We start from the raw sequence: 8,879 nt of genomic DNA, 5'->3' as shown, positions 1-8,879 counted from the left end.
TATACGAGCGTGACGAAGCTGACCGATCCGGCCAATGGCACGGTGTCGATCAGCGGCACGACGGCGACCTATACGCCGAACGCCGGGTTCTACGGCACCAACACCTTCACCTATCGGGCCGTTGGCCCCGGCGGCAACTCGCCCGCCGCGACGGTGACGGTGACGGTCAGCCTGCCTCCAGCCCCGACCGCCGGGAATGTGTCGGCGACGACGGCCTATGAAACTGCCGCATCGATCACCCTGGCCCCTGCCGGAGTTTATACGAGCGTGACGAAGCTGACCGATCCGGCCAATGGCACGGTGTCGATCAGCGGCACGACGGCGACCTATACGCCGAACGCTGGCTTCTATGGTTCCAATTCGTTCACCTATCGGGCGACTGGCCCCGGTGGCAATTCGGCCGCCGCGACGGTGACGGTGACTGTAAACGTGCCTCCCGCGCCGACCGCGGCGAACACGTCGCTTTCCACAGCCTTCCAGACGGCGGGCTCTGTCGCCTTGCCGGTCTCGGGCGTTCTGACTTCGGTCAATGTCGTCGCCCAGCCCGCCAACGGCTCGGTCTCGATCACGGGCACCACCCTGACCTACACGCCAGCGGCTGGCTTCTATGGTTCGGACACGCTGACGTATCGTGCGACCGGCCCTGGCGGCGCGTCCCAGACGCGCACGGTGTCGATCACCGTGGCCACGCCCGCCGCGCCGACGATCACGGGCGGCTCGATCAGCACGGCCTATGAAACTGCTGGATCCCGAACGATGACCACGACGGGCTATTCGCCGGTTCTGGCGATTGCCAGCGCACCGTCGAATGGGGCGGCGTCGGTGTCCGGGGCGAATGTGACGTACACGCCCAATGCCGGTTTCTTCGGCGCTGACTCCTTCACCGTGACTGCTGCGAACGCGGGGGGAACTTCGGCCCCGGCGACGGTGAATGTCACCGTCGGCCTGCCGCCGGCTCCCACTGCCGGGAATGTGTCGGCGACGACTGCCTATGAAACTGCAACGTCGATCACCCTGGCCCCCGCCGGGGTCTATACGAGCGTGACGAAGCTGACTGATCCGGCCAATGGCACGGTGTCGATCAGCGGTACGACGGCGACCTACACTCCTAACGCCGGTTTCTATGGCTCCAATTCATTCACCTATCGGGCCGTTGGCCCCGGCGGCAATTCATCTGCCGCGACGGTGACGGTGACGGTGAATGTGCCGCCCGCTCCGACCGCAGCGAACGCCGCGCTCTCGACAGCCTTCCAGACGGCCGGTTCTCTCGCCCTGCCGGTTTCTGGCGTTCTGACTTCGGTCAATGTCGTCACCCAGCCCGCCAACGGCTCGGTCTCGATCACGGGTACGACCCTGACCTATACGCCTGCGGCTGGCTTCTATGGCTCCGACACGCTGACGTATCGTGCGACCGGTCCTGGCGGCGCGTCTCAGACGCGCACGGTGTCGATCACCGTGGCCACGCCCGCCGCTCCGACGGTTTCGGGCGGGTCGATCACCGCACCTTACGAAACGGACGCCGGTGTCACGCTGGTCGTGAACGGCTACGCGCCCGTGCTGGCGGTTTCCACCAACCCCGCCAACGGCACAGTGTCGATCAACGGCGCTACCGTCACCTACACCCCGGCGGCTGGCTACTATGGGGCCGATGCGTTCGCGGTCACGGCGACTAACGCAGGCGGCACGTCGGCCCCCGCGACCGTCACCGTGACGGTTGGGCTTCCGCCTGCGCCCACGCTGGCGTCTGCGTCGATTACGACTGGCTATGACATGGCGGGCTCAACCTCGCTCGCGCCCTCGGGCGTTTATAGCCAGTTGAGGGTCGCGTCGGACCCGACGCATGGTTCAGCGTCGATCACTGGCACCGTTCTGACCTACACGCCTGCGCCCGGCTATTACGGGGCGGATGCGATGACTGTCGAAGCTGTCGGCCCCGGCGGTGTCTCCAGTGCTGCGAACGTGTCGATTTCGGTCGGCCTTCCTGGCGCTCCGTCAGTTTCGGCCGCATCGATCAACACGGCCTATGAGCAGGCCGGTTCGGCCGATCTGGCCGTGAGCGGCGTGTTCTCGACGGTGGAAATCGTCGGCCAGGCCTCGCGCGGCGCGGCTGTCCTGAACGGCGAGCGCGTCACCTACACGCCTGAGGCTGGATTCTTCGGTGCCGACAGCTTCACCGTCCGGGCAGTAGGCCCCGGCGGTGCATCTGACATCGCGACCGTCACCGTGACCGTCGGCCTGCCGCCCGCCCCGGTGGCGGCGTCCTCGCTCACGCTCTCGACGCCCTATGAAACGCCGGGAGAGGTGAGGGTGGGGGCTTCGGGCGTTGTCACCAGCTATGCCCTGACCGCGCAGCCGTCGCACGGTGTTGCGACGCTGAACGGCGACCGTGTGACCTACACGCCAGCGGCCGGCTACTATGGCGCCGACACCTTCGCGTATCGGGCTGTTGGCCCCGGCGGCAACTCGGCCTCCGCTACGGTGAGCGTCATCGTTGGTCTTCCGCCCGCACCGGTCGCCCTGGAGGGGTTGCTCTCGACGCCCTTTGAAACCGTCGGAACGCTGAACCTGCAAGGTACGGGCGTCTATTCGACCTATCAGCTCGTCGCGCAGGCCTCTAACGGCGTTGTTGCGATCAGCAACGGCGTCGCCAGCTACACCCCGGCAGCAGGCTACTACGGCGCTGACGCCTTTACCTTCACCGTCACCGGTCCCGGTGGCGTTTCGGCTCCGGCAACCATCACCGTCGCTGTGGGCCTGCCGGGCAAGCCGGTGGCGTCGCCGGACTCCATCGAGACAGCTTATGAGGCCGCCGGATCGGTCACGCTGCGAGCGACCGGGATCTATGACGCCTTCTCGATCACGGCTCAGCCGTCGCACGGCTCGGTGTCGATCACCGGCAATGTGGCGACGTACACGCCTGCGGCGGGGTACTTCGGCCCCGACGCTTTCGAGTTCACGGCGGAAGGGCCGGGCGGCGTCTCCAATCCGGCGACCGTCGCGGTCACGGTCGGCCTCCCGGCTGCACCTGTCGCGCCTGATCTAACGGCTGAGACGGCCTATCAAACAGCCACCTCAATCCCGCTTTCGCCCACTGGCGTTTTCACGGGCGTTCAGGTTGTCTCGCAACCGGCGCACGGCTCCGTTTCGATCAGCGGCAATGTCGCGACCTACACGCCAGCGGCGGGCTACTTCGGTGCCGACGCGTTCACCTATCGGGCTGTTGGTCCAGGGGGCAACTCCGCGCCTGGCTCGGTTGCCGTGGCGGTTGGCCTTCCGGCAGCTCCGGTCGCGCAAGCCGGCTCGTTGACTACCCCGTTTGAGACCGTGGGAACGGTGAACCTTCAAGCCTCCGGGGTCCGTACCTCCTATTCGATCATCGGCCAGCCTGCTCATGGCTCGGTGTCGATCAATGGGAGCGTGGCGACCTATACGCCGGAGGAAGGTCATTACGGCGCCGATGCCTTCACCTTCGTCGTAACTGGTCCGGGCGGTACGTCCGCTCCGGCTACGATCAATGTCTCGGTGGGTCTGCCGGGTAAGCCGGTCGCTTCGCCGGACTCCATCGTCACCGCCTATGAGACTGCTGGAACGGTCACGCTTCGGGCCACCGGGATCTACAGCGGCTTCACGATCACCGCGGCTCCGGTCCACGGTGATGTCACAGTCGCTGGAGCGGTCGTGACCTACACCCCGCGCGCCGGTTTCTACGGCGCCGATGCTTTCGAGTTCACGGCGGAGGGGCCGGGCGGAGTTTCCAACCCTGCAACGGTTGCTGTGACCGTCGCGCTGCCGCCCGCTCCGACCGCGTCGAACGTCACGGCCTCGACGGCCTATGAGACTTCGGCGAGCGTCAACCTGGCCCCGACGGGCGTCTATTCGTCGGTCGAGGTCGTGGCTGCTCCGGCGAATGGCCAAGTCGTTCTGAACGGCCTGGCTGCGACGTACACGCCGAAGACGGGACACTACGGCGTGGACACCTTCACCTATCGGGCCGTTGGCCCCGGAGGTGTTTCGGCCGCTGCGACCGTCACGGTGAACGTCGGACTTCCGGCGGCCCCGACGGCCGAGTATCAACGAGTCGATGTGACCTATGGCCAGCCCCGCACCATCACCCTCGGGGCGACGGGCGTTATCTCGTCGCTGGTGCTGGTTGACCAACCCCGACAGGGCGTGGTCTCGCTGAATGGTCGCGAAGCGACCTACACCCCTAATGCTGGGTATTTCGGCGCGGATGTGTTCACCTTCCGGGCCGTCGGCCCGGGCGGCAACTCTGCGCGCGCTACTGTCGATCTGGTCGTTGGCCTGCCGCCCGCTCCTACGGGCGAAGACGCTGAGCTGTCGGTGGACTATGAGACCGGAGGCTCGCTGGAGCTGCCCGCCGAAGGCGTCATCCAGCGCGTCTTCATCACCCAAGGCCAGCACGGCACGGTTGCGGTCAACGGCAGGACCGTCACCTATACGCCGCGCCTGGGCTTCTATGGTTCGGACACCTTTACTTATCGGGTATCTGGACCGGGCGGTGACTCGGCGTGGTTCACGGTGCGGGTGACGGTTGGCCTGCCGCCTGCCCCGACCGTGACCGATACGACCCTCACGACCGCTTTCCAGACGGCGAGAGCGGTTATCCTCCCGGCCCAAGGTGTTCTGACGACGGTCAATGTCGTGCAGGCCCCGGCGCACGGCACGACTTCGATCAGCGGAACGACTCTGACGTACACCCCGGCAGCGGGCTATCACGGTCCCGATGAACTGACGTTCTCGGCGACTGGCCCTGGCGGTGTGTCAAACATCGGCAAGCTGACGATCACCGTTGGTCTGCCGAACACGCCGGTCATCAACGCCCTGACGCTTTCGACGCGGTATGAACAGGCCGTAACCGGCTCGTTCGTCGTGACCGGGTTCAGCCCGGTCCTCGCCGTCGCAAGCGATCCGGCAAACGGATCGGCGGTCGTGGCTGGCCGGAATGTGACCTACACGCCTGCGGCCGGGTTCTACGGCCGCGACACCTTCACGGTGACGGCGGAAAACGCGGGCGGTGTCTCCGCTCCGGTCACGGTGACGGTCAACGTCGCCGTTCCGCCTGCTCCGGGTCTGCCGACTGCGTCTCTGACGACGCCGTTTGAGCAAGCCGGTTCGGTCGAACTCTCCCCCACTGGCGTTTTCACGGCGCTGGAAATCGTGAGCCAACCGGCTCGCGGCGTCGCCACGGTTTCGGGCCGTGTCATCACCTTCACCCCCAATGCCGGTGTCTTCGGAGCCGACACCATGCGCGTCCGCGCCGTCGGTCCCGGCGGAGCCTCGCCGACGGTCACGGTGCCGATCAATGTTGGCCTGCCGGGTGCGCCGTCTGTCGCTGCGGCGACGCTCGCGACCGACTTCGACTCCTTCGGTTCGGTAGAGCTGGTGGGATCGGGCGTTTTCGACCGCTTCCAGATCGTCGCCTCGCCGACGAATGGCGATGTCGTTTTGAACGGCGCCACCCTGCGATACACGCCGCGCAAGGGCTATTACGGCGCGGACACGCTGACTGTCGCGGCAGTCGGCCCCGGCGGGACTTCCGCCCCGGCGACCGTCAGTGTGACCGTCGGTCTGCCGTCGGCTCCGACGGCGGCCTCGGTCCCGCTGTCCACGGCCTATGAGACCGTCGGGCAGGCCGCTCTTTCGGGAGCGGGCGTCTTCGACGGCTTTGCCCTGGTGTCGCCGCCGGCCCACGGTACGGCCGTCATCGTCGGCAGTCAGGTTCGCTACACGCCTGACGCTGGGTTCTTCGGAGCCGATAGCTTCACCTACCGCGCCACAGGCCCCGGCGGCTCGTCGGCTCCGGCGACGGTGTCCGTGACCGTCGGCCTGCCCGGATCGCCTGTCGCACTGGCGGGCGAGCTGGAGACGCCGTTTGAAACCGTCGGCACGGTCGTTCTGACCGCGACCGGTGTTCACGACGGCTATGAGCTGGTCTCCGATCCGACGAACGGCGTCGTGGTGCTGGCGGGCAACGAGGCCCGCTACACCCCCAATGCCGGGTTCTTCGGCGACGACGTGTTCACCTTCGCGGTGCGCGGTCCGGGCGGGGTCTCTGCCCCGGCGACGATCAGCGTCAAGGTCGGCTTGCCGGGCAAGCCCGTGGCCTCGCCGGGCTCGATCCAAGTTCCGTTCGACCAAGCGGGGGAGGTGAGGCTTCGCGCCACTGGAGTCTTCGACGGCTTCGCTGTCTCGACGGCGCCGACGCACGGCCAGGTCGTCGTTGACGGCGAGAAGGCGATCTACACGCCGCGCGCCGGGTACTTCGGTTCGGACGCCTTCGCCTACGTGGCGCAAGGCCCCGGCGGCACGTCCAACCCTGCTGTGATCGCGGTCACGGTCGGCCTTCCGGCTGCTCCGGTTGTCAGCGATGCGGCCTTGGCGGTCGGTTACGAAACGCCGGGTGAGGTGGGCCTGACGGTTTCGGGCGTCTATTCGTCGGTCGAGCTGGCCGGTGATCCGACGAATGGCGTGGCCTCGCTGACCGGAGAGACCCTGCGCTATGTCCCGGCGGCCCGCTTCTACGGCACGGACATGGTCGCTGTTCGTGCGATCGGACCTGGCGGCACCTCGACGGTCGCGACGGTGACGGTCACGGTGGCCCGTCCGGCCGCTCCGGGTGTGGATGCCGGCGACGTTGCGCTGACGACGGCTTTCGAGACGCCGGTTTCGGCGACGCTGGAAGCCACGGGCCTTGTCGATGGTTTCGCGCTGGCGAGCCAACCGGCTAACGGATCGGCCTCGCTGGACGGCGACCGGGTCACTTACACCCCGGCCGCGGGCTTCTTCGGCGTGGATCGCTTTGCGTTCGTCGCCGAAGGCCCTGGCGGGCAGTCGGTCGCGCGCAACATCGTCGTCACCGTCGGCGTTCCCGCGCCGGTCGGCCAGGATCTCGCCGTCACGACCCCTATGGATGTCGCGGTGACGATGGAGCTGGCCGATGGCGTGGCTCATGCGGTGACGGCCTCGGTCGAGACCTTGCCTGCTCATGGCACGGTCTCCATCGAGGGGACTTCGGCCACCTACACGCCTTCGGCTTCCTTCTTCGGCGTGGACTCCTTTGCGTTCACGCTGGAAGGCCCCGGCGGCGTCTCAACGCCGCTGACGGCGACGGTGACGGTTGAGGGCGGTCCTCCGCCTTCGGCGAACGACCATGAGAAGACCGGACTGAGCGGCGAGCCGATCATTTTCGATGTGACCGACGGGATGGAGGGCGGCCCCTTCATGGCCGTTCGCCTCGCCGGAGAGAACGCGAGCGAAGGCGAACACGGCGGAACGCTGCGGGTCGAAGGTCTGCGCGTGATCTTCCAGCCTCAAGAGGGCTGGACGGGCCGCGCATCGTTCCGCTTCGCGGTTCAAAACCGCTTCGGATGGTCGGACCCGGCGACGTTGACCGCAATCGTGCAACCGAAACCGGCGACGGGCGCGGTTATCGAGGCCGAGACCTGGGCCGGGCGACCGGTGGACGTGTCGCTTCTGCAGAACGCCAGCGGTGGGCCCTTCCGGGCCGCCCAGATCGTCAGCATCAGCGCGCCCGATGCCGTCGATGTCGCGGTGACACAAGTCGGCGACGACTACGTGTTGCGGGCGACCCCGCGCGGCGCCTTCGCTGGCCGCGTGGATATTCGGTTCACGCTGCGGAACGCGTTTGCAACGTCGGAGCCGGGTGTGGTTCGACTGACGGTGAAGGAGCGGCCCGATCCCAGCCGCGACCCGGAGGTGACGGGGCTGGTCAACGCCCAGACCCAAGCCTCCTATCGCTTCTCGTCGGCCCAAACGTCGAATGTTCTTCGGCGTCTGGAACAACTGCATGGTCAAGGTCCGCGCCGGAACCATGTCGGGCTGACGCTGGTCCCTATGGATCAGATCGAAGCGATCCCAGGTGAAAACGAAGCGATGCGGAATATGCGGAACTACATGATCCGCGCCGGCATGGTTGAGTACGGTCCTGAGGGTCAGGCCCGCCCCTCGCAGGCGGAAAGCGCCCCGCGCGCAGCCGGCGGAGGAAGTGAAGACGGTCGGATGGCCTGGTGGATGGAGGGGGCCGTTGATCTTGGCTTCCACCGCCGCAATGGTGTTCGAGAAGGCTTCGACTTCACCACGGATGGCGTGACCATCGGCGCTGATGCCCGGATCAACGATAAGCTGACCGTCGGTATCGGGGCTGGCTACGGCCGCGACGCCTCGGACATTGGCGTCAACGGAACGACCTCTAAGGCGGAGGCCTACAGCGGGTTTGCCTATGCGTCTTGGCAACCCAACGAGCGCGTCTTTGTCGATGGGGTCGTGGGCGTGACGGATATGCAGTTCGACGCAGTTCGTTACGTCACGGAGACTGGCGGTCAGTTGGCCAGCCAAAGAGACGGCCATCAGGTCTTCGGCGCGATTTCTGCGGGTCTGGAGTATCGTGGCCGTCGCCACCATTGGTCGCCGTACGGCCGGGTTGAGTTTGCGGATGTCACCCTTGGGAGCTTCCGCGAAACCGGCGACGATCTGTGGGCGCTGGAGTTCGCCAAGCAGAACAGTTCGCAAGTGCGCGCCGCTCTTGGTGTCCACGGCGACTATCTGTTCAGCTACCGCACTGGCGACCTCAAGCCGTCCTGGCGTGTCGAGTACCAGCACGACCTCAAGAATGGAGGCGAGGCCGGTGTTCGATATGCCGACTGGCAGGATAGCCCAGACTACATGATCGAGATTGCGCCCTATGACGACCGAAACCTACGTCTGGGGGCAGGTCTAGCATGGGAGGGGACCGACGGTACTCGCGTAGCCGTCGAGTACGAAGCCACTGTTCTGAACAGTTCGGCGCAATCCGGCCGCTGGCGCGTGGAGTTCGTTAAGAAGTTCTAGAACGCCAGAAT

The 8,879-nt window shown here is 66.5% G+C and carries 1 protein-coding gene; it reads left to right on the top strand.

Annotated features, from left to right (window positions below):
* Positions 1-9: 9 nt before the first annotated feature.
* On the top strand, positions 10-8,868 hold the full coding sequence (locus ACODRV_RS15960; RefSeq protein ID WP_488908993.1) for an Ig-like domain-containing protein: 8,859 nt from the start codon (positions 10-12) through the stop codon (positions 8,866-8,868).
* Positions 8,869-8,879: the final 11 nt, after the last annotated feature.

The sequence above is a fragment of the Brevundimonas sp. FG8 genome (assembly GCF_057808845.1).
The sequence above is the reverse complement of the archived record's forward strand: the minus strand, read 5'-3'. Positions and strand labels throughout refer to the sequence as shown.